Here is a 21,127-nt window from a genome sequence, read left to right on the forward strand (position 1 = left end):
GCAACTTGGAGAAGCTGATCATGGCTCTCCATTATGGAGCTGATGCCGTCTATCTAGCCGGACAAGCTTATGGATTGCGTGCCTTTGCCGATAACTTTACACTGGAAGAGATGGCCGAGGGGATAGGGTACGCTCACGAACGCGGGAAAAAAGTCTATGTCACCGTGAATATCTTCGCTCATAACCGTGATTTTGCCGGGTTATCCGAGTATTTACAGCAGCTAGAAGCTTTGGGTGCTGACGCTATTATCGTGTCCGATCCAGGCGTTATTTCAGTCGCTCGCCGAGTGGTGCCGAATCTGCCGATCCACATCAGTACGCAAGCCAACGTGACCAACGCTGAATCGGCTCGTTTCTGGGCCGACCAGGGAGCCCAGCGGATCGTTCTGGCTCGTGAGTTAAGCTTGGACGAAATTCGAGAAATCCGCCAAGCTGTCGATGTGGAGCTGGAGGTATTCGTCCATGGCGCCATGTGTATGTCTTACTCGGGCCGCTGCATGATCAGTGATTACCTCACGGGCCGTCAGGCGAACAAAGGCGAATGTGCCCAAGCATGCCGGTGGAAATATGCTTTGATGGAAGAGACCCGCCCAGGCACATACCTGCCTGTGGAGGAAGACGAACGCGGCTCCTATGTATTTAACTCCCGTGATCTCTGCTTGCTGCAAGACATTCCCGCCTTATTGGAAGCAGGAGTCCATAGCCTGAAAATTGAAGGGCGCATGAAAAGCGTCCATTATGTGGCTACAGTCACCCAGATCTACCGGCGCGCCGTCGATCGCACCCTGTTAGCCTGGAGCCAGGGGAAGGAACCGCGTATCGAAACGTCCTGGTGGGAAGAACTCGGTAAGATCAGTCACCGTCCCTATACCCGCGGTTTTCTTTACGGTCCTCCCGGTCAAGAGCCGGAGATCGCTTACCGTCGTGAATACGATTTTGTTGGCATCGTTCGCCGCTATGACGAGCAGCGGCGAGAGGCCTTGATTGAAGTGCGCAACCGTATCCGGCTGGGCGACTTGCTCGAAATCGCCGGTCCTTCTACGGCCCCGTCACTCCTCATCGTCAATGAAATGTGGGATGAAGAAGGAAATCCTCTTGAACAAGCACCTCGTCCTCATCAACGGATCACCCTCAAAGTCCACCGTACCCTGGCCCCCTTGGATTTGATCCGCCGCCCGAAGAGCGGCGGTGAGGAGTCCTTCTTAAAAGTGCGCATCAATCCGTCTCATATCTTTTATCTGGACATCATCTTAGAAGGCTTTGGTCATCTCGGCGTTCCGACAACCGTTGACAAGGAGTCTGGAATGGTCTTAATCCGAACGACTCCCGATACCAAAGAGGAGGTCATCCGGGTTCTCGAGAGCCTCCCCTGGCCAGCGCAGTGGGAGCAGGATTAATTTTTGTCATTTCCGGCAAACTAAGCTCGGAGGTGACGTCATCCGATGGAACTGAACACCCAGGATTTCTTGATGAAAACCTTGTTGAACGAGCAGGAAATGGTCCGGGATTTTCAAAAATTTGCCCAGACCACCAATGATCCGGAAGTGGCCCAACTGTTTCAGGAATATGCAGAAACCGATGCCCTCCGGGCCAATCGACTCAAAGACATCCTGCAGAACAAGTACGGCCATCCCATTGACGAAAAATAAAAAAATAAACTGCGAAGAACTAGAGACCCCGTTGGCGAAACGGGGTCTCTAGTTCTTCGCAGATAGATTAACGATACATAGGCCAAAGCAGGTGACCAAGATAAAAGGTGAGACCAATCGCGACAACATGCCATGCCCACCAACCGACATTGAGAAACTCAAAAGCCGTCCCATTTAAGACGTTACCTTTGGTTCGTTCCATGTTATTATCCAAGAATTACACTCCTTTCGTTGATTTATGCCTAGTATTTCCAGAACATAAGAAAGCCAAACCTATTTTCTAAATCATAGGTAAAACAGAAAAAAGTACCACCTTTATGGAAAATTAAGGTTGACAAAGAATAGTACGGGGTTTATAGTAAAGACATCCGAAATTGTCGAAGGTTGTTGAGAAGGGGGAGAAAACCATGAAGTCGACGGGAATTGTAAGAAAAGTTGACGAATTGGGGCGAGTAGTAATACCGATGGAACTGAGAAGAGTGATGGGCATCGGTGATAAGGACGGTTTGGAGATCTATGTGGAAGACGAAAAAATTATTTTGAAAAAATATGAACCAGCTTGTGTCTTTTGCGGAAGTGCCAATGATGTCCAGAATTACCGTGGGAAAGTGGTCTGCAAGGAATGTGCCGAATCGATGAGTAAAATGGTCGGCTAAGCTAAATCTACTTCACTAATAAATAAAAACGATACATATCTGAACTACCAATGGCGAGGCCTTACACTCCAGCGGAGATGCATTAGCCCCTTGCGACAGGTAAGAAGAGAGGGCAGTAACGTTTACACGTTACTGCCCTTTATTACTGCTCTTATATCTCCGATTCGGTAAGAAGCGAATGGCTTATCGAAGGGAGCGGTAAAATGCCAATAGACGGAGGCTGCCAGAAGAGAAGCCAAGACATCGCTAGGCCAGTGGACGCCGAGGTAAAGGCGGCTTATTGAAACGAGAAGGATGACAACCCCTGTGAATAGGGCACCCACCTTGCGATGGCGTTGACCTGTGAGCACAAAAACAACTGCCGGGAGCACCAACGCGATTCCGAGCGTATGTCCGGAAGGAAAAGAGGGACTTGCTTCCAGAGTCAGAGCTGGCACAACATCGGGGCGAATTCGTCCAAAAAGATACTTCAAGGGAAAGTTCAATAATCCCCAAGCGACCAGACTAGACGTCAAAATTTGAAGGGAATAGATTTCGCCTTTTCTGATCCCGTAAAGACCTGCCAGGAGCGTCGCAGGTACAAGCACTTTGACGGAACTGAGGCAAGTGATGTAACCCATAAATTCGTTCAAATTGTCGCTTCGCCAGCGGGACATCGTAATAAGCCCCCAGGAATCGAAGTATCTGATGCCTTCTGGGAAGAACAGAATCAAGCCGCCCAAAAAAAGAAGCACCGCTGATGTCACTGTAATCGCAAATGGAAATCGAGCAATAGGCACGAGATCGCCTGCTTTCTATGTGCTCAAGATGTAAAAAACGTATCACATTGAATTAATTTCGTCGAAATGACGTCAGATCCTCTATCGAACAACAGATGCTTGTTTTTGGCAGAACGTATGTGCTAATATGAAAGAGGAGGTGGGGATCATGAAGCTCACACCGAAAGAGCAAGCCGTCTATAACGTGATTAAAGAACATATTCGTGAAAAAGGTTATCCGCCGAGTGTACGGGAAATCGGCGAACAGATGGGATGGGCCTCTAGTTCGACTGTTCACATCTATCTAAAGCGTCTGGAAGAAAAGGGATACCTCCGCAAGGACCCGACCAAACCGCGTGCCATCGAACTGATTCCAGAACGGCAAGAGCGACTCGCCGAGAAAGGCCAAGAAAAAAGCCGCCTCGACTATGTACAGGTTCCTCTCGTAGGTGCCGTAGCAGCAGGGCAACCGATCTTGGCGACCGAGTATGTGGAGGATTATCTGCCCCTTTCTCCCGATTATCTCGGCCAAGGCGATTTTTTCGGGTTAAAAGTCAGAGGAGACAGCATGATTGAGGCAGGCATTTTCCACGGTGATACGGTGATTGTCCGTCGCCAGCCTGATGCGGCTAACGGGCAGATCGTGGTCGCCATGATGGATGAGGAAGCGACAGTGAAGCGCTTTTACAAAACAGCCGATCATGTTCGTCTGCAACCGGAGAACAGCGCCATGGAACCGATCATCGCTAGAGATGTCACTGTTTTAGGCAAAGTCGTCGCCGTCATGCGTCGATTACACTGAACAAAAGCCACCGTCGCGCCACGGTGGCTTTCAATGTTACAATAAGATACATTGGAATAGTTTGAGCAGTAAGTAGAAGAAGGAAAAACCGAAAATACCGTAAATGATTTGCATCTCCCGAAGTGATTCGTCCGCTTCGAGACACTGTCGGACTACACTTACCACTGAAGTCCGGCCTTTTTTCCTCGACGAAAGGGATCGGGCAGTCGGTACCTGTACATAACCGGTTGCTTCCATAATTCTACACGCTCCTTTGGAACTCATGTTCTAATTATAGAATATGAAACATGTGTTCCAATGTCAAGCCGGTTTTTCTACAATTTTCGCAATGAGGTCATCCATGCCAGTAAGAGAATTATTCATCCACCAAAACAAGGTTCCTGTGACTGTAGAAAAGAGCAAGCGATTGCGCAGTGTGAGCATGCGCATTTCCCCTCAAGGTTTGCTCGTTCGGGGACCGACCAGCCTCACAGAGGAAGAGATCCAGCAGTTCATCCGTGAAAAGGAGCGCTGGATCAGCCGCCATTGGACCCGCTTCTCCCTGGAAGGTCAGCGGCGAGCAAAAGCGATAGAAGAAAAGCGACTGTTCTTTTACGGTAAGCCTTATCGTCTGGTATTGTCACTGGAAGAAAAACCGATACCCTTACGAGAGCGAGTCCATTTCTCTGGCAACCAACTTGTTTTGCACATCGAGCAGTCAAAGGAAAAGGACTGGCAAAAAGAACTAAGAGAGTGGTTCCTTTTTCAAGCGAAGGTGGTCATTGGAAAGCGCTTAGCCGAGATTGCGCAGCACCTTCGATGTCAATACGGCACGGTGACGATTCGAGACCAAAAAACACGCTGGGGTAGTTGTTCTTCTCGAAAGAACCTGTCTTTCAACTGGCGTCTTGTGGCCATGCCGCCGAAGGTGCTCGACTATGTCATCATTCACGAACTATGTCATCTAAAAGAGATGAACCATTCTTCGAAATTCTGGTCTGCAGTTGGGCAGATCATACCGGATTATATGGTTCATCGCCAATGGTTGAAAGAGCACGGCAAAGAGATGACCTATATCCTCGACGAGGATTTTTTGCCGGGACAGCAGGGGGAAAACCCCTTGCCATCGAAAAGAGGTAGTGGTAAAGGAAAAAGGAACGGTTAGGGGAGCGCGCCGGGCATGGGGGGGGACTTATTGGAAGTTGAATCCATGATTGAACGTTTCAAGGCGGGAGATATCGAAGGTCTTCGGCTCATCTACGAGCGCTGTTATAAACCGGTATATCAAGCTGCCTTCTTCGTCACCCGCGATGCCGGGTTAGCGGAAGACGTGACCCATGATGTCTTCCTGAAGCTTGGAGAAAAAATCGATCAACTTCGAGAGCCATCCAAGCTGGAAGCCTGGTTGTGTCAGATGGCTGCCAATACAGCCCGGGATTTGCTTCGCCGTCGTGTACGCAGTGTTCTTTGTGCGGAAGTCAGGGAAAACGCTACGGAAATGACAGGAGATTCACCGGAATCGGCCGCCTTGGAGGAGGAGGAACGAGCACTCATCCGCCGCTGTGTCAGCGATTTGCCTCAGGAATACCGCAGTGTCATCTATCTCAAATATTACCGAGACCAGACGATAGAGCAGATCAGTTCTGCCTTGGACATCCCTTCCGGGAGTGTGAAGTCACGTCTCAGCCGTGCAAAACAAAGAATTAAAAAATGGCTGGAACGGGATGGACAAATCAAACGTCATAGTGTAGAAGATATAAATAATGAAACTATTGGCAGGATCGCCGAATTTGGAAAGGAGAATACATACCATGAGTGATGTTACAGAGAAGTGCCCAATTTACGCCTATATCGAAGTCAAATTCGCCGAGGATGTCTCTTTTTTAGAGAACTATCACGGAATGCCTCAATGGGAAGCCATCTGCACCACCATCTGCCCGGAAGTACTCGGTCATTACGAAGCTTTGGCCGACGGACGCTGCGCTGTTCGTGCACGTATGCTGCGCATCCAATAAGCCGTTGTCCAGACGGGACGGAGGGGTCGATGCATAATGAATAAATGGTCAGAGCCTTTTCTAGACCAACGCATTGAAGAGGCTGTCCGTGAAATGGTAGAAAATAGCCCCACTCCGGACTTGGAAGCGTCATGGTCGAAATTTGAACAGAAGCTGCAGGAGCGTCCAGTACCGACAAAGCCGTCTGTAAAGGGTCCGGCCAAACATTGGCAATGGGCCGTCGCTGCAGCAGCTGCTTTATTGATTGGAAGCTCACTTGCAGTTGGTTTGCCCGGACGCCACGGTGATGAACAAAAGGTAGCCAGCCTTTCCAGCAACGTTGTCGCCGGATCAGCAACTACGGCTAAAACAGAAGCGGCGAAAAGTACACCGGAACCGTCTGGCGATGCTTCCGGTATCTTGTCCTCAGTAAACCAAAGTAACCAGAGTCCGGTGGAGGCTTTCCCATTAACGACGCAACCAGCCCCGGAAGCTGAAAAATCACCTGCGAGCCCTACTGACACCTCAAAAGCGACAGTATCGATCGCGGAGAACAAAACCAGCTTACCTCCAAAGGCAGAGGAACCTCCTTCGGCTTCGGCGATTCAGAAGGATGTACCGTTACTTGCATCTGCTTCGGCAGATAAACCGGCGGTAAACGAGGAGAGCAGCCTCCGGATGGGGATTATGGCCATGGCGGAGCAACCGCAGGCAAAAAGGGCGCTTAAGCAAGCGAAGACGATAAGCCTAGAACTGGAGTATATTCCAGCTGGATATCAATTGGTAGCGAGTTCTGAATCGGAAAAAACGACGGAGAATACAAAAGAATTACGTTATAAGGGAACAGGTTCGACCTATTTTCGATTGTCTGCCACAGCAGATCCATCTGTTGAATCGCAGTCGACGATCACCCGAGAGAACCGTTCTGTCGAGAAAATGACGATCCAAGGTTGTCCCGGTGAACTTGTTTTCGGTAAAGACGGTGTTGTCCTGATCGACTGGGTGCGGGACGGCGTTTACTACCGGTTGGAAGGGAACTTACCCAAAGACGAAGCAGAAAAAGTGGCACAACATATAAAATAGTAACTATTACTAGTTGACAAGAATTGCATTATCGTTCACAATAAATCCAGATCGATATTTTGGGTTAAACACCCCGACAACTTGAGGAGGGTACCATGCGTCCGACCAAAATCAAAGACGACATCTATTGGGTGGGTGCAATCGATTGGGATCTACGCGATTTTCACGGTTACCTAACCCAACGCGGTTCAAGTTATAACGCCTATTTGATCATCGATGAAAAAATCACCCTCGTTGATACGGTGAAACATTATCTCGTCGACGAGATGATCGACCGGATTCGTCACATCATCGATCCGGCCAAGATCGATTATATCGTCTGTAACCATGTGGAAATGGATCACTCCGGCGGGATCCCGCGTATTATGGAACTGGCTCCGAATGCCACTATCGTCACATCGCCGAATGGCCAACGGGGACTCAATAGCCATTACAAAAAAGATTGGAATTACAAAATCGTCAAGTCCGGCGATACGCTCAACTTAGGTAAGCGGAATTTATCCTTTGTCTTGACGCAGATGGTTCACTGGCCCGATAACATGGTTAGTTACCTGGCCGAAGATAAAATCCTCTTTTCCAACGATGCTTTTGGCCAGCACATCGCCTCGACGGAGCGCTTTGATGACCAACTGTCGCTTCATTTGGTCATGGACGAAGCCAAAAAATATTACGCCAACATCGTCCTGCCTTATGGGGCTCAGGTTCAAAATGCCCTCAAAGCCGTCGACGGTCTGGAAATAGATGTGATCGCCACCAGCCATGGCATCATCTGGCGCAGCCACATTGCAGAGATCATCGAGGAGTACCACAAATGGTCACTCAACGAAACAGAACCGAAAGCGCTGATCGTTTTTGACACGATGTGGGAATCGACCCGGAAAATCGCCCATGCCATCAACCGGGCCTTTGAACACAAAGGCATTGATACGAAGATACTGAACTTGAAACACAACCATATCTCCGATATCATGACAGAACTGATCACGGCTAAATACGTCTGTGTCGGTTCACCCACCTTGAACAACAACATGCTTCCCAGTGTGGCCGCTTTTCTCACCTACATGAGAGGCCTGGCACCGAAGCACCGCGTCGGCCTTGCTTTCGGCTCTTATGGATGGGGAGGTCAGAGCGTAGGTCAAGTGGAAGAATCCATGAAAACGGCCGGCTTTGACATGCTCGAACAAGTCAAAGTGCAATACATTCCCGACGAAAAAGCCCTCGACGAGATCACGGCTCGCGTAGAAGCCCTTTTGTAAATATGAATGAAAAGCACCCCTTACCGTATGGTGAGGGGTGCTTTTTTGCAAAAACATGGGATAAGTCAGCTTACGTATTGCATGTCCGTCAGTAAGATATCTTTGCTGTCGAGATCGACGGCCAGCATCGTCGGCAAACATTCTTGTTCTTGTAAGGGAGGGAGCAGTCTAATTTTAGGCCGGAAAGGATAGGAAGCTTCCGTATCGACGACGACACCCACTTTCCCGTCGGGAAACTGGATCCGGGAACCGATCGGGTAAACGGCGATATTGTCACTTAGGGCGGTAACCACTCTCGGGTTAAAGCAGATACCGGAAAGGGCATGAATCTGTTTTAAGGCTTGGCAAGGTTGCATGCGGGAACGATAGGGACGCTCGTTCGTCAAGGCATCATAGACATCGACGACCGAAAGGATCTGGGCGAACTCGTGGATCTCATCACCTTTTAGCCTGCGAGGATAGCCATTGCCATCCCACCGTTCGTGATGTTGAAATGCACAGTGAGCGACAGTGATGTTCAAAAAGCCATTTTTACGAATCCATTCAAAACCGTTTTCCGGATGTGTTTCCACCAGATGACGTTGTCCCGGGGAAAGGGGATCGCGATGTCTCAATTCCAGATCGGGAATGAACAAGTATCCGATATCATGGAGCAGTGCACCCAAAGCGAAATCTTTTAAGCGCATGGGTTTAATACCTAGGGCAATGGCTGTGCGAATAGCCAGTACGGCGACATTGAACGTATGGGCGGCTAAGTACGTTTCCGGTAGGCGAACATCCATGTGATGAACCGGGGAATGATACCCCTGTACTTCATTGACGATGCTACTGGCTAACGTATCCAACTGCCGGATATCTAGAGTTCCCTTTTTCTTCTGAACTTGTTCAAACTGCTGATGGAGAAAAAATACGCTGTCAACGCGCATTTTTTCTGGAACAGCCCTCGGAAGAGGCAGTGAACCGATCACAGGATCCTCTACATAGATGAAAGGAAGATTCAAGCTCTGAATTCGCCGGATCGTTGTTTCGGTCAGTTTTACCCCTTCTACGAGCAGAACCCGTCCATCTGGGGTGTACAAGGTTTGACCGAGAGTCAGCCCAGGAATCACTTTAAGGGTCTCTACGGGTAGCATGTGGGGCCACCTTCTTTCCTCTGATGACACAAGTGACCTGAAAATAGATGACATAAAAAAATTCGCATAATCTATCAATCTATCTCTAGCTCAATTATACAAAATAATGGATAAGTCTTGTAGTAGTATTTAATATTCATAGAATCTTACGTCTAATCACTCATCTTTTTCTACAAGAACTTTATCGGGGCGATTTTTCGAGGATCAGCTTGTCCACATCGATATCTGCATCCCGCTCACTTTTTTGACCTGCATGGGAAGTACGTTGCCTGATTCGAATCGTCGGAAGGGTGAGAGCGATGAAGATGCTGGCCGCCGTGGCGGAGGCTGATACCCAGAAGACTTTATGAATCGATAGGGCCAAAGAGGATTTGATCACCGGTTCAATGGCAGAACGAAATGCAGCTGGCAGACGGGCCATGGCATCGCTCTGCAAGAGCATGGAAAACAAGGATTGAGGATTACTGTTTAGCAAGGCTCGAATCGGTTCCACTAGTGCTGCCGGGGCTTGGTCTAACAGCGGCAACAAGTCCTGCCTGAGCAAATTCCCCGAATAATAGTTCATGACAGCACCGAAGAGAGCGACACCAAAGGTTCCTCCGATGGAACGAAAAAGTTGTCCCGACGATGTAACTACGCCGAGCATGGTGCGTGGAAAGATTTCCTGCAAGGCGATGGTGAGCACGGGCATGACCAATCCAAGACCAAAACCGATGATGCTTAAGACGAAGGACGCATTCCAGCGGGTCGTATGGAGGCCTAACGTCGTTACGAGAATTGAGCCGGCTGTTAAAATCAAAAGTCCCACAAGGATTTGCGGCTTCACACCAAAGCGGCGAAGGGAAAAACCTCCGACTGTACTGGACAGCACCATAGAAAGCATCATCGGTGTCATCGACGTTCCGGCTTGGGAAGCAGATACTCCGATCACCCCTTGCATGAATAAGGGCATAAACATGATGGCGCCAAACATGCCCATGGACATGAGAAAACCGATCAAGTTGAGCGTCACATAAGCGCGGTTTGAAAACAGGGAAAGCGGTAAAATGGGCTCTTCAGCTCTTTTTTCAGCCCTTAGGAAGAAGGCCAGAAACAGAGCAAAGATACCTAAAAGGCTGATGATCTTCCAGGAAAACCAGGGATACTTAGTTCCCCCGAAAGAAAGGGCCAGCAGCAGACTGACCATGCTGATCGTGAAGGTGACAATACCGGTATAGTCGATACGGGCTTGTCCTTTAACTGCTTCATGGCGAAGCCCGAGCCAGATGAATAGAGAGGCGAGCAAGCCGAAAGGGAGATTGATATAGAAGACCCATTGCCAGGCCAAGTGGTCCACAAACCATCCGCCTATTTGTGGCCCGATAATTGATGATAAGCCGAAAATACCTCCAAAGACCCCCTGGAATTTAGCCCGCTCTTCACCGGTGAAGATGTCTCCAATGATGATCATGGCCATCGGCATCATAATACCGCCGCCGATCCCTTGTAAAGCCCGGTAGAGAATCAATTGTTCCATCGTGCCGGCCAAACCACAAAGGGCAGAGCTTAACATAAAAATCCCTAGCCCTGTTAGGTAGATCGGTTTTCGCCCGTAAAGATCGGCCAGTTTGCCTGCGATAGGAACGACGATGGTGGAACTGAGCATATAAGAGGTAGCCAGCCAAGCCATGAGTTGAAAACCGCCGAGTTGGGCGATGATGGTGGGCATGGCCGTAGAGGTAACGGTCTGGTCGAGGGCACCGAAGAACATAGCTAGGAAGAGTCCTGTAAGAAGGATCTTGCGGTTCTTTTGCATGACGACAGTCCTTTCTTAAGAAAAGTGCAGTTGTTCATAGATTACCCATCGATAAGTTCAGTCAAAAATAGTTGCCTCCACACCGTAGTTCAGTAAAGATTCAAGTAGATGATCCCTGTAAAAATGTACCTTCCTCGACGCTGTCGCGCTTTAACCGCCCTGGGCATAAAGTGAACGGTGTAAGGGCGAACAAGACACCCGGCATCTCCGCAAAGCTGAGTGATAGCCGGGTGGCAAGAACCCGTAGAGGAGAGACGCTATGATACGAGAAATTACGGTACTTCCAGGAAAAGACAAGACGGGAAGTTTGGAGAATTTTTCAGAGATCACCTTAAAAGCCGGTGAGACCATATCCATCGTGGGCCCGACAGGTAGCGGCAAAACGGCCTTCATCTCCGATATCGAATTGCTGGCCCAAGGGGACACATCGACAGGTCGCCATGTGTTGATCAACGGTCAACCGCCTTCAGATGAACTGCGCTACGACCCTGCGATGAAACCCATCGCCATGATCACGCAGAATACAAAGTGCTTCGCCGATCTCACTGCTGAAGAGTTCTTGCGGATTCACGCCCGGGCGAGAAAAATGCACGATAAAGAAATCGTGTACGAGACGATTGATCTCGCCAACAAATTTACCGGTGAACGAATCCGCAAAGATATGAAAGTGACTGTTCTCTCGGGCGGACAGACTCGTTCTTTGATGATCGCCGACGCCATCATGATTGGGGCAGCTCCGATTATCCTCCTCGATGAGATCGAGAATGCTGGCATCTTTAAGCAGGAAGTTATCAGATTGATTCAAAACACCGGCAAAATCGTCGTCTTTGTCACCCATGACCCGGTCATCGCACTGCTGACACAAAAACGGATCATCATGGGCAATGGTGCGGTACGTAAAGTCCTCAGCCAAGACGAATCGGAAGTTCGGGCCGCCCAGAACCTGATTGAACTGGATAAGCGGGTGGGCATCATCCGAGAAAAGCTGCGGGCCGGTCATGTGATCACCAAGGAAATGATCAGCGTCAATTTTGGTTAAAAGGGCGGTGTGAAGAATGAAATTGCTTGTGATTGCAGGGCCGCCTTCGGCGGGAAAAACGGCGCTGACCAAACAGATCGTCCGCCGGTTCAAAGATGAGATGAAAATCGCTTATCTGAAAATCGACGTGGTCAAAGCCTTTGAAGATGTGGAACTGAACCGTGAGTTTGACATCCTCACGAAAAAGGTCTACTCCGGTGACCTTTGCCCTGACCACGCTGGGGTCATGGTCTTAGGGGACGCCGTGGAATGGGCCGAACGGAACAAGGCGGACTTGTTCATCGTCGAGAGCGCAGGGTTGTGCCTGCGCTGCTCTCCCTACCTAAACCAGGGGCTCGGGATTATTGTCTTAAGTTCTATCTCCGGTATTCATGCGCCGGAAAAAATGGGTGCCATGGTCGCCTTGGCTGATATCGCCGTGGTGACGAAAATCGATTTGGTCAGTCAAGCGGAGCGGGAAGTATTCATCCAAAAAATCAAAGAAGTCCATCCCCATATCGGTCTCATGGAGACGAATGCCCTGCAAGGAACATCGCTGCAACGGCTTTACCAGTTTATCGAGAAATCGGAAGACATCGACAAAAATCATCTGGTCCTCAAAGGCAGCCCGCCCATCGGCACTTGCACCATTTGCATCGGTAAGAAAGAGATCGGCTGGGATCATCACTTTGGCGTAATCAAGAAACTTGACGGCCAGATCGCAGACTACCTGTACCGAGGTGAGTAACATGAATACAAACCAACCATGGCTCCCTCCCGGTAAGAACTGCGGCCTCTGTGGTGAAGATACCTGCAAGAGTTTTCTTCGAGCCGTCAACGCGACCCAAAAAAGCTACGACGACTGCCCTTTTTACCGAAACAGTGAAGGATGCTGTACCGAATCGGAATCAAAGTGCAGTTACGGCCCTGTCGATGTACTTGGAAATGATTACGATTTTATCTTAAAGCCCTTGCCTGGCGAGATATCGGCCCGAAAAATCGTTCTGCCCTTTCGGGGCGATATGGTTGATAAGCTAGAGATCAAAGCAGGCGACATCGTCGTCGGCCGTCCCATGGGTGCCGGATGCCCGATTCCCCACGTGTTACAAGTGATCAAAGCAGATCCGGTGACGGGACTCTTATACACCTGGGTCGTTGGACCGAAGTACTCTCGCGATCGAGACGTAAAAGATGTCGTCGCTTACCATATGGTCGGCTTCGAAGGGATCGCCGGCCACATTCGAAAAGAGCCTACGTTAGGTTATCGACATACATTCTTACCAGGGTTCTGCATGATGAATCTCAATCATACGGGTTTGGTAAATATGGTCCTGCAGAAAGAAGAAGGGCCCCATATTCGGATCGAGAACATCCTAATCCTGGCGAGCAAGGAGTAAGGGAAAGCCCTTACTCTTTTTTATTCTAGATCATCAATTTAGGTGAGTTAAAATATGCCACTATTGTATGGGTTTTAATATAATGTCGAAAGTTTTGCTGTTTGATAAGAAATAAGCTAAAATGTTGCTTGCGTTCGACCGTTAGGTGCAACCTTTTTTCTGCGGCCTGCGTCTATAAGACGGAGGGATATGTGTGCAAAAACAGAAAAACCAAAAAAGTGCATGGAAAATCGTCTGTTCTATAGCGATATCTGGTACAATACTTCTGCAGGGTGCTGTGACGGCTGCTTGGGCAGATAGTGATTACGCCAATCACTGGGCCAAAGAGGAAATCGGCAAGATGGTTGCCTTGCGTCTATACCAGGGTGATGAACAGGGGTTAATCAAACCCGATCGCGTCATGACCCGGGCCGAGTTTATGACCTTGCTCGTCCGAGCTTTTGATTTTCAGGTCAACTTTATTAAAGCTCCCGACATAAAAGATATCGTCGATGATGTTCCTTCGAACGCCTGGTATACAGATGATTTGATCCGTGCGGCCCATACCTTTCTACCGATCGAACATCGAATTTTTCATCCTGACGAAGGGATGACCCGAGAAGTCATGGCCCAGTGGGTCATGGCTGCCTATACCCATAAGAGCAATGAAGCGACTACAATCACTACGGAGAACGTTGATTTTACCGATGCAGGTGAGATAGATCCTCTCTATGTGGAAGCAGTAAAACAAGCGGCCTCGCTCAAATGGCTTACCGGTTATGATGATGGAACTTTTCAACCGAAAGCGCAGGTCACTCGTGCGCAGGCTGCCGTCATCGTCGCAAGGATGCTGCAAACTCTCCCAGAAAATCTACGCAAAGAGATCATCCCCTATCAATATCACAGCCGAGCGGACCAAGGGAAATGGGACGCTACCCCGCAAGGACTGATCCTCCGTTCCAAAGAAGATATCCGCGCCTTTGAAGAGAAATGGCGCGATCCATCGAGCAGCCTTTCCCTGCTCGACCCGACCCAGATCGATTTCGAAAAACAAGCGGTGGTGGCCCTCATCGGCTATCCCAGTTCCAGTTCGAATCCCCCTCTCGTTACTTCTATGGTTCGACAAGACGATCAGTTGACAATCCATCTCGAGAAGAAAACCGGTGTTATCGAGACGGCTGACATTACAGGTATCTATCGGTTCTATAGGGTTTCCAAAGAAAAGGTTTATGGGATTAAAGAAGTGCGGACCGATCTGCATACCATCACCGTAAGCCCCGAAAAATAGAAAAGCGATACAGAGTGAAAGCGATCAGCGAAAAAGGCTGATCGCTTCCTTGTCACAATGAAATACTGGAATCTATCGCTTGAATACGTTAAAATACCTTTGACGATCCTTCGGCAACAATCGACGGTATAAGGAGAAAGCCTTCGTGCCCAGACGAGTAATTACCCTTTTAAAACAGGCAAACTATACGGCTTTGCAGAGCGCCATGGGGAATTACTTTCTTGCGGCTGTCAAGTACTTCGCCTTTCAAATGTCCGGATCGACGGCAATGCAGGCGGAAGCGGTACACAGCTTTAACGACGGTTGTGCTCAGGCGGCCGTTTTTACTGGTTCCATCTTCGCATCCCGCAAGCCGACACCGTCTTTCCCCAACGGCTTTGGGCGATTGTCCAACTTAATCGTTCTGTTCGTGGCCATCTTCATGGCCTTTAACTCCTGGAAAGCGATCAAGGCTGGCTATGGGGCGATCTTTCACCCCCATGGGATAAACGATCTATCCGCCTACCTCTGGAGCGTGGCCACACTGATCAGCGGATTTCTCGTCGATGGCTATGTCTTATACCAAGCGATGAAAGACATTGCCCGTGAGGCCGATGTGGAAGCCAAAGGTTTCGATCTGGTTAAAGTCGCCATGAACAAATATCAACTGGCCTCGCCAGAGACCCGTTTAGTCTTCTTTGAAGACTTGCTGGCCACGACGGCCATTTTCATCGCCCTCGCAGGGATCACGGCCTCCTTCGTAGGTATTGCTTCCTGGGGAGACGGTTTGGCCGGTCTGGTCATTGGGCTCTTGTTGTTGGCCATTGCCGTCAATGTAGCTTGGGAAAATGTGAAAGGACTGATCGGATACACGGCTCCAGAGGAAGTGGTCGATGAAATCGCCGAAACCATCATGGACGTACAGGGAGTAGAAGACTTGTACGAACTGGATGTGGTCCGGGAAGGATCCTTCTTAGATGTAGACGGGACCATCGAACTGCCGGAGACGTGGTCGGTCGGACAAGCGGAAGACGTAAAAGAAGAAATCCAGCGCCGATTAAAGGTGATTTATCCCAATATACACAATGTCACCCTGAGCATCCATGAGGATGACGAGTTGAGCCGCTGGGGCTCCCGGGACTATGTCCGGCTGAAAAGAAAGAAAGTGGCCGACCGACTAGTCAAGACGGGAAACAGAACACGCAAATGACATAGGGAGGACGATTCAATCCATGGCAGTTTTCGTCATCGGACATCGCAATCCGGACACGGATTCGATCTGTTCGGCGATCAGCTATGCCTTTTTAAAAAGGCAACTGACTGGTCGTGAGTACATACCGGCCCGCTGCGGTAAAGTAAAACCAGAGACTCAATTCGTGCTGGACTATTTTAAGGTGGATGCACCGCAACTGATCACAGACGTGCGCGCCCGTGTGTCCGATTTGCTCAACGGGCAAGCTCCCGTATCGATCTGCAAGGACACACCGATTCGAGAAGTGGGCATCCTGTCCCGGAACAAGAACACGAAGTCCCTGCCAGTCGTCGATGAGAACAACCGGCTCCAGGGGATTATCTCTGTAGGCGATATCGCCCAACTCTATCTAAACCTGGACGAATTGAATAACTTAGAAAAAATGGGACTGACCCTCGGGGGAGTCCTGCGGACCATGGGCGGCCGCTTTTTAGTCGCGGCGCCTCCGGAGACGGTTCTCCGCGGCAAAGCGATCATCGGTGCCATGCATGAAGAGACCATGGTGCAACGGATCAGCGAAGGTGACGTAGTTATCATCGGTGACCGGGAAGGCTCCCAACTGGCTGCCCTAGAGGCAGGGGCAGGCTGCCTGATTGTCACGGGCGGTTTCGCCATCACTGAGCGGGTGGAGAAAAAAGCCCGTCAAAAAGATGTTCCTGTCCTGTCGGTGCCTTACGATACTTATAACACGGGCCGGCTCCTCGGCCTCAGTGCCCCCGTCTATTCGATCATGCATCAGGAAATGGTCACCTTCCAACCGGATGACTTTGTCGATGAAACCCGCAAGGTCATGCTGGAAACACGCTTTCGTAATTATCCCGTCGTAGACGACGAAAACCGCCTTCTGGGCGTCATCTCCCGGTATCACCTGCTGGCGGCGCAGCGCAAAAAGATCATTTTAGTCGATCACAATGAAAAGAGCCAAGCCGTAGCCGGGATCGACCAAGCTCAGGTGCTCGAAGTGATCGACCATCACCGTGTCGGGGACGTTCAGACTGGTGAACCGATCTACTTCCGCGGCGAGCCTGTCGGGTGCACGAGCACGATCATCTTCTCCATGTTTGAAGAAAACGAAATCGAACCACCGAGAGAGATCGCGGGACTGATGTTATCGGCGATTCTGTCCGATACGGTCCTGTTCAAAAGTCCCACCTGCACGGATCGAGATAAGAAAGCCGCCGAAAAGCTGGCCAAGATCGCCGGCATTGACATCGAAGAGTACGGGTTGAAGATGTTTACGGCAGGCTCCTCCTTAGAAGGCCGCACGCCCGAAGAGATCATTTACCAGGACTTTAAGGAATTCCACCTGGGCGCCATGCATCTGGGGATCGGTCAAGTGGAGACGATGGATCAAGCTGGGATTGCCCGCATGCAAGAGACTCTCATGGAAGCACTGGATACGATCCGGCAGAGCAAAAACCTCGACCTGGTGTTGCTGATGCTCACGGACATCATCAAAGAGGGAACGCTGTTGCTCCTGTCCGGTGAAAAGACTGAACCGATCGAGAAAGCCTTTAATGTCGCCGTAAAAGACGGTGTGGCTCACCTACCGGGTGTCCTTTCCCGGAAAAAACAAGTTGTCCCGCCGCTGTCGTCCTACCTGGGTACATAAAACCTAACAGAGTATAGACCTCATCGTTAAGAAAAAGCGAAATCTCGACATAGGGAAAAGCGGCCTGGTTAAAACCAGCCCGCTTTTCTATTTCTTGCTTTTCGTGGATATGTTTTCGTGAGTCAGTCATAATAAATTGAAAAGATACTAAATAGGTGGAGAGTGAATCGATGGAAAAGGAAAAAGCCTTGCCGACTCGCCAGCAAGTTCCAGACCAGTTCAAATGGAAGCTGGAAGACATCTACAGGAGTGACGGCGATTGGGAAAAAGACTACCAGGAAGCACCGAAACTAGTGGAACAGTTAAGCGGGTTAAAGGGAAAGCTGCAGGAAAAGGCCCTTAATCTGTTCAAAGCCTTGCAACTGCAAGACCAGATCGGGCAAATCATGGAGAAGCTCTTTACCTATGCGCGCATGCGACGGGATGAAGACAACACGAACGCGACCTATCAAGCTTTGACCGATCGGGCTGTTGCCTTGAACACGCAGATAGCAAGTGCCACGTCCTTTCTGACGCCGGAGATCTTGGCGATCCCTGAAGAGGTGCTGAAGCGCTTTCAGCAGGAAGAGCAGGGTCTGAACGTGTACCGTTTCTTCTTGGACGACCTGAAACGGCAGAAAGCTCATGTACTTTCAGAAGGGGAAGAAATCATCTTAGCCCAAGCTGGTGAGATATCCCAAGCTCCCGGGCAAATTTTTACGATGCTCAACAATGCCGACTTGACCTTTCCGACGATCAAAGACGAAGAGGGCAAAGAGATCGAGATCACCCACGGCCGCTTTTCCCGCCTCATGGAGAGTCGCGATCGCCGGGTGCGGAAAGATACCTTTCATGGCCTTTATAGTTCCTATAAAAAGCTGGAGAACACGCTCGCATCAACTTTGAACTCTGTCGTCAAGCGAGACATCTTTTTCGCCCGAGTGCGTAAGTTCCCTTCGGCTTTGGAAGGGTCTCTTTTCGGCGATAACGTGCCTGTACAAGTCTATGACAACCTCATTCGCACCGTCCGGGCGCAAAACAGCGCTATGCACCGCTATGTACGACTACGGAAAAAACTCCTCGACTTAGACCAGTTGCACATGTACGACATATACGCCCCGATGGTCAGGGATGTGGAGTGGAAAGTCCCCTATGCAGATTCGGTGGAAATGGTCAAGAAAGCCTTGGCTCCGCTCGGGGCCGATTATGAACGGGTACTGGCCGATGGATTCCAGCAGGGCTGGATAGACGTATATGAAAACAAGGGTAAAACGAGCGGCGCCTATTCTTGGGGACCCTTCGGTACACACCCTTATGTGCTCCTCAACTATCAAGACCAACTCAACGACGTATTCACTCTGGCCCATGAGATGGGCCATGCGATGCATTCCTATTACTCCCATAAAGAACAGCCTTACATCTACTCCCAGTACACCATTTTTGTAGCAGAAGTAGCCTCTACCGTTAACGAGACGCTGCTCACCAACTACCTGCTTGATAAAGAACAAGACCGGGCAAAACGCATGTATCTTATCAACCACTACCTGGAGCAATTCCGGGGCACCGTCTTCCGCCAGACCATGTTTGCCGAGTTTGAAAAGGCCATCCATGGGAAAATCGAGGCGGGAGAAGCGTTGACCCTACAGGCGCTGAAAGAAATCTACCATAAACTGAATGTGGACTATTACGGCCCTGACATGATTGTCGACGAAGACATCGATATCGAATGGGCCAGGATCCCCCATTTCTACAACAATTTCTACGTCTACAAATACGCCACCGGTTTTTCGGCGGCTACAGCCCTGGTCCAGAAAATCCAGTCAGAAGGTCAGCCAGCTGTCGACCGCTACCTAACGTTCCTAAAAAGCGGCGGTTCCGACTATCCTTTAGAACTGCTTAAAAAAGCCGGTGTCGACATGACTTCGCCCCAGCCGATTGAGCAAGCGCTGACCGTATTTAACAAACTTTTAGATGAGATGGAGACGTTGACCGCAGGGTAAAAAAGGTCCAAAGTGAGCACTGATGAACAAAACGAAACAGGCCAACTACAAATAGAACCTAGAATCGTAAGCCCGATGGCACCTGCTTCAAATGTACCCGGAACTGATCGCAAACAGTTCTGGGTTTTTTATTCAAATCAACTGTTCGGAAAAGTCAAAAAAAGAGGATAAACAACATATATGTAGAAGAAATAGATAGTGTTTTTATAGAGAAAGAGAGATTGATTTTAGGCATAGAAAGGAGTTCCAACTGTGGGAAAGGCCATATTTAAGCAACGAAATGGTGTGTTAGGCGTCGGGATCGTGACGCCTTGCGGGTTTATCACGCCAGAGCAACTTTGCGGATTGGGAAAATTGCTTCCTGAGGTGGGTGCCTTAGGGAGCAAGCTGACGACCCGGCAAACGATGGTCGTCTTGATCCCAGAGGAAGCTTTTGACCGTTTTGTTGCCGGGATACGAGGTCTGGGTCTGGATGTCGGTGTTTTTGGAGATGTGGTGCGGAACGTGAAAGGTTGCCCAGGTAATGGCGAACTTTGTCATCGCAGTCTAGGCAACGTCTTCGAACTAGCCGTAGAAATTCAACAGCGGTATATAAACCAACCGACGCCCCATGATTTCAAAATCAGTGTGGCCGGTTGCCATCGGGGATGCACCGATCCTCATTGCGCCGATTTCGGCGTCATCGCTACGGGGCCGAAGACCGTCGACGTATTTTTGGGCGGTCGCGGCGGCAGCCGTCGTCCCCAACACGGACAAAAAGCCTACGCCAATATCCCGAAGGAAGCACTTTTTGTCGTCTTAGACCATGTGCTGGATACATACCGGAAACTAGCCGAAGAGCATGAACGCCTATGCAATACCATGCATAGGGTGGGCCTGGATCCCTTCATTTTGCCGGCGGAGAAGTTGCCGGTAATGGCCGAAGAAGATGAATTTGCCGATTTTCTGAACAGCTAATTCTTGAAATGATCTTTCTGGTTTTTTCTGAAAGGGATACTGTCTTCGGTTCGAATAGTCTGCTCGTTCATGAATCGAAGTGAGGAGCGATTTGGAGATGATAGCGGAGAACGAAATCAATTTGCAGGAGATCCATGAAAAGCTAAATAACCTTTGTTTAGATGGAGAAGTATGTTCAAACTGTGAAAAGAATAAATGTCTGATTTTTTTTGCCAAAAAAGTAGCCAGCTATGTCTTGACGAAGAAAGTGACGACGATTCGCCAGGGTATGGCCATGATCCCCAACCACGATTTAAAAACATATTCCGAAGACGACATGATCGAGACGTTGGCCATGGTGCTGCAGCAATGCAAGGACTGCCGAGATAACCATGATGACGATTGTACAATCAACCTGATCCGGACGTGCATGGAATATGCCTTGTTTGGCGATAAGCTGCCTTACCAGGGAAGCGTCACCTTATATCTGCTGGAGGCTCAGAAAGCGAACGGCCGCGTGGGGGATAGCTTGAAAGCAAAATATCTGAACCGAAAGAAAACCAAATAACCCATAAAGGAACT

The 21,127-nt window shown here is 49.6% G+C and carries 23 protein-coding genes; 18 read left to right on the forward strand and 5 right to left on the reverse strand.

Features of this window, described 5'->3' with window-relative positions; genetic code table 11:
- The first annotated feature begins 20 nt into the window (after positions 1-20).
- Together GJ688_RS12235 and GJ688_RS12240 are read left to right on the forward strand one after the other, a co-directional pair.
- Positions 21-1,397, forward strand: coding sequence for a U32 family peptidase C-terminal domain-containing protein (locus GJ688_RS12235; RefSeq protein WP_235910949.1), 1,377 nt, complete (start codon positions 21-23; stop codon positions 1,395-1,397).
- Positions 1,398-1,442: 45 nt separating this feature from the next.
- A complete protein-coding gene (locus tag GJ688_RS12240) occupies positions 1,443-1,649 on the forward strand; it encodes a hypothetical protein (protein WP_155476833.1) in 207 nt (68 codons plus the stop codon).
- A gap of 67 nt (positions 1,650-1,716) precedes the next feature.
- Here the strand turns inward: GJ688_RS12240 and GJ688_RS12245 are convergent, their stop codons facing one another.
- The gene (locus GJ688_RS12245) at positions 1,717-1,863 is read right to left on the reverse strand and encodes a hypothetical protein (RefSeq protein WP_155476834.1); all 147 of its coding nucleotides are present in this window, start codon (positions 1,861-1,863) and stop codon (positions 1,717-1,719) included.
- 193 nt (positions 1,864-2,056) lie between these two features.
- Here GJ688_RS12245 and GJ688_RS12250 point away from each other — a divergent pair, with 193 nt between their 5' ends.
- The gene (locus GJ688_RS12250; RefSeq protein WP_155476835.1) at positions 2,057-2,305 is read left to right on the forward strand and encodes an AbrB/MazE/SpoVT family DNA-binding domain-containing protein; all 249 of its coding nucleotides are present in this window, start codon (positions 2,057-2,059) and stop codon (positions 2,303-2,305) included.
- 122 nt (positions 2,306-2,427) lie between these two features.
- Here GJ688_RS12250 and GJ688_RS12255 read toward each other — a convergent pair whose 3' ends face one another.
- Positions 2,428-2,961: a phosphatase PAP2 family protein gene (locus tag GJ688_RS12255; protein ID WP_155476836.1), complete on the reverse strand. Its 534-nt coding sequence runs from the start codon at positions 2,959-2,961 to the stop codon at positions 2,428-2,430.
- Positions 2,962-3,232: 271 nt separating this feature from the next.
- Between GJ688_RS12255 and lexA the strand changes: the two genes are divergently transcribed.
- On the forward strand, positions 3,233-3,865 hold the full coding sequence (gene lexA / locus GJ688_RS12260) for a transcriptional repressor LexA (RefSeq protein WP_155476837.1): 633 nt from the start codon (positions 3,233-3,235) through the stop codon (positions 3,863-3,865).
- A 36-nt stretch (positions 3,866-3,901) separates the two neighbouring features.
- Here lexA and GJ688_RS12265 read toward each other — a convergent pair whose 3' ends face one another.
- Complete coding sequence (locus GJ688_RS12265) at positions 3,902-4,102, reverse strand: hypothetical protein (RefSeq protein WP_155476838.1); 201 nt, start codon at positions 4,100-4,102, stop codon at positions 3,902-3,904.
- A 103-nt stretch (positions 4,103-4,205) separates the two neighbouring features.
- Here GJ688_RS12265 and GJ688_RS12270 point away from each other — a divergent pair, with 103 nt between their 5' ends.
- From GJ688_RS12270 to GJ688_RS12290, 5 genes are all read left to right on the forward strand, one after another.
- Positions 4,206-5,009 carry a M48 family metallopeptidase gene (locus GJ688_RS12270; protein ID WP_170291933.1) on the forward strand — a complete coding sequence of 268 codons (804 nt, stop codon included), beginning with the start codon at positions 4,206-4,208 and terminating at the stop codon, positions 5,007-5,009.
- A 30-nt stretch (positions 5,010-5,039) separates the two neighbouring features.
- Positions 5,040-5,663, forward strand: a complete 624-nt coding sequence (locus GJ688_RS12275; protein ID WP_170291934.1) for an RNA polymerase sigma factor — start codon at positions 5,040-5,042, stop codon at positions 5,661-5,663.
- Positions 5,656-5,859 (forward strand): hypothetical protein, encoded by a 204-nt coding sequence (locus GJ688_RS12280; RefSeq protein ID WP_155476841.1) that lies wholly within the window; start codon positions 5,656-5,658, stop codon positions 5,857-5,859. Before GJ688_RS12275 ends, GJ688_RS12280 begins: the two co-directional genes overlap by 8 nt.
- A 36-nt stretch (positions 5,860-5,895) precedes the next feature.
- Positions 5,896-6,921, forward strand: a complete 1,026-nt coding sequence (locus tag GJ688_RS12285) for a DUF4367 domain-containing protein (protein WP_155476842.1) — start codon at positions 5,896-5,898, stop codon at positions 6,919-6,921.
- A gap of 95 nt (positions 6,922-7,016) precedes the next feature.
- Positions 7,017-8,177, forward strand: a complete 1,161-nt coding sequence (locus GJ688_RS12290) for an FprA family A-type flavoprotein (RefSeq protein ID WP_155476843.1) — start codon at positions 7,017-7,019, stop codon at positions 8,175-8,177.
- A 65-nt stretch (positions 8,178-8,242) separates the two neighbouring features.
- On the opposite strand, the gene GJ688_RS12295 is transcribed toward GJ688_RS12290, so the two are convergent.
- Together GJ688_RS12295 and GJ688_RS12300 are read right to left on the reverse strand one after the other, a co-directional pair.
- Complete coding sequence (locus GJ688_RS12295; protein WP_170291935.1) at positions 8,243-9,310, reverse strand: HD-GYP domain-containing protein; 1,068 nt, start codon at positions 9,308-9,310, stop codon at positions 8,243-8,245.
- 181 nt (positions 9,311-9,491) lie between these two features.
- Positions 9,492-11,105 (reverse strand): MDR family MFS transporter, encoded by a 1,614-nt coding sequence (locus tag GJ688_RS12300; RefSeq protein WP_155476845.1) that lies wholly within the window; start codon positions 11,103-11,105, stop codon positions 9,492-9,494.
- Between the two features lie 259 nt (positions 11,106-11,364).
- Between GJ688_RS12300 and GJ688_RS12305 the strand changes: the two genes are divergently transcribed.
- The 9 genes from GJ688_RS12305 (at position 11,365) to GJ688_RS12345 (ending at position 21,113) form a co-directional block, all read left to right on the forward strand.
- Entirely contained in the window at positions 11,365-12,144 is a 780-nt protein-coding gene (locus GJ688_RS12305; RefSeq protein WP_155476846.1) for an ATP-binding cassette domain-containing protein, read from the forward strand.
- A gap of 16 nt (positions 12,145-12,160) precedes the next feature.
- Positions 12,161-12,871 carry a GTP-binding protein gene (locus GJ688_RS12310; protein ID WP_155476847.1) on the forward strand — a complete coding sequence of 237 codons (711 nt, stop codon included), beginning with the start codon at positions 12,161-12,163 and terminating at the stop codon, positions 12,869-12,871.
- Position 12,872: 1 nt separating this feature from the next.
- Positions 12,873-13,520: a (Fe-S)-binding protein gene (locus GJ688_RS12315; protein WP_155476881.1), complete on the forward strand. Its 648-nt coding sequence runs from the start codon at positions 12,873-12,875 to the stop codon at positions 13,518-13,520.
- Between the two features lie 193 nt (positions 13,521-13,713).
- A complete protein-coding gene (locus tag GJ688_RS12320; protein WP_155476848.1) occupies positions 13,714-14,787 on the forward strand; it encodes an S-layer homology domain-containing protein in 1,074 nt (357 codons plus the stop codon).
- Between the two features lie 145 nt (positions 14,788-14,932).
- Positions 14,933-15,976 (forward strand): cation diffusion facilitator family transporter, encoded by a 1,044-nt coding sequence (locus GJ688_RS12325; protein ID WP_170291936.1) that lies wholly within the window; start codon positions 14,933-14,935, stop codon positions 15,974-15,976.
- Between the two features lie 22 nt (positions 15,977-15,998).
- Positions 15,999-17,630, forward strand: a complete 1,632-nt coding sequence (locus tag GJ688_RS12330) for a putative manganese-dependent inorganic diphosphatase (RefSeq protein WP_155476849.1) — start codon at positions 15,999-16,001, stop codon at positions 17,628-17,630.
- 170 nt (positions 17,631-17,800) lie between these two features.
- The gene (gene pepF, locus GJ688_RS12335) at positions 17,801-19,609 is read left to right on the forward strand and encodes an oligoendopeptidase F (protein ID WP_155476850.1); all 1,809 of its coding nucleotides are present in this window, start codon (positions 17,801-17,803) and stop codon (positions 19,607-19,609) included.
- Positions 19,610-19,861: 252 nt separating this feature from the next.
- Positions 19,862-20,566, forward strand: coding sequence for a nitrite reductase (locus GJ688_RS12340; RefSeq protein WP_155476851.1), 705 nt, complete (start codon positions 19,862-19,864; stop codon positions 20,564-20,566).
- Between the two features lie 97 nt (positions 20,567-20,663).
- The gene (locus GJ688_RS12345; RefSeq protein ID WP_155476852.1) at positions 20,664-21,113 is read left to right on the forward strand and encodes a hypothetical protein; all 450 of its coding nucleotides are present in this window, start codon (positions 20,664-20,666) and stop codon (positions 21,111-21,113) included.
- Positions 21,114-21,127 lie beyond the last annotated feature (14 nt).

Source organism: Heliobacterium mobile (genome assembly GCF_009720735.1).
GTDB lineage: Bacteria > Bacillota > Desulfitobacteriia > Heliobacteriales > Heliobacteriaceae > Heliobacterium > Heliobacterium mobile.